This window comes from Clostridium sp. (genome assembly GCF_051650885.1).
Taxonomy (GTDB): domain Bacteria; phylum Bacillota; class Clostridia; order Clostridiales; family Clostridiaceae; genus Clostridium.
In genome coordinates this window covers 1-1,279 of record NZ_JBOFRG010000081.1, presented here as the reverse complement: position 1 = coordinate 1,279, position 1,279 = coordinate 1, and the positions used below count along the sequence as shown (strand labels likewise).

Sequence of the window (1,279 nt, the reverse complement as noted above, 5' to 3'; positions counted from 1 at the left end):
ATCAATAGTTAAATATCCAGAGGTGTTGCAGAAATTGGAAGGTAAAATAAAATTTTTGACTGTGGAAAGTTGTTCTATACATACAAAATAAAAAGAGAAAGTAATATAGCGGGACAAAATATTCCTCATTATCTACGAGAGAAGTTTGAGAAGTATCTGAATCAGTTGAAAAGTAGAGGGATTATAAGAAGATCTAAAAGTGAATAAGTGAGTCAGATAAGAGCAATTGTAAAGCAAATGGGGACGTTAAAGTAAAAAGCAACTTGATTGCGTCAAACGAGTTACTAAAAAAAGATCCGTATGCATTACCCTTAATAAAAAATATAATAGAGCTACACAGGGTTTTAAGTTGTTTACAGTGATAGATTTTAAATAAGGGTTTTACCACGTCGAGATAGAAGAGCAACACAAACACAAGACAGTATTTGAAGTGAATGGGTGAGATTATGATGGAACAGCATAGTATTTGAGTTCAAGAACTCGCCCCATATAATTCACAGAGTTATGAAAAACGTGTTAGATGAATTTAGAGGAAGAGGAGTAAAAGTGTACATGCATGATTGTTATTCACGGTAGAGATGCTCATGTATATGACGAGTTATTGAGGAAAGTGATCAAGAGATTTAGGAAAAGCGGCCTGAGAGGGAACAAGAGAAAGATACAATTTGGAGGAAGTAAAACTTTTGGGTGTAACAATAAACGGAGATGATGTGAACCGAATGAGATAAAGAGGCATGAGACATTAGAGTTTTTAAGACCTGAAAATGTAAAGGAGATGAGAAGGTTTTTAGGGTTAATAGGATGGTTTGGAGATTTTGTTTCTAACTATGCTTACAGGACAGCTAGGCTTACGGAGGCTTTAAAAATGTAAAGTGGGAATGGACAGAAGATATGGAGAAAGTGAAGATTCCTAACGTTAGGAAGGCATTTAGAGTGCGTACAGATGCATGTGACTCAAGGATTGAAGCAATATGATTACAAAAATACAACGAGGGCAGATGGGTTTCTATACAATGGACATCGAATATGTTGACTCCTACTAAGAAGAGATACACTAAAGCGAGAAGGAGATGTAGGCAGTGGTATTGAGAATAAAGAAATTTAAAAGTGGTTTAAGAGGAATAAAATTTCATTTGATGACTGACCACAAAGCTTTGGCAGAGATTAGGAATAAGTCTTACTTTAACAATAATTGGATAAATAGGTGGATTAAGTTTATCCATGAATTCGACTTTACAATAGAGTATGTGAAAGGAGGGTTAAAGACAGATGATGGTGA

At 34.9% G+C, this 1,279-nt stretch carries 1 protein-coding gene; it reads left to right on the top strand.

Annotated features, from left to right (window positions below):
• Window positions 1-1,085: 1,085 nt before the first annotated feature.
• Window positions 1,086-1,279: hypothetical protein (locus tag ACRC28_RS03995; protein WP_438542161.1), on the top strand; the 194-nt coding region annotated here is incomplete at its 3' end.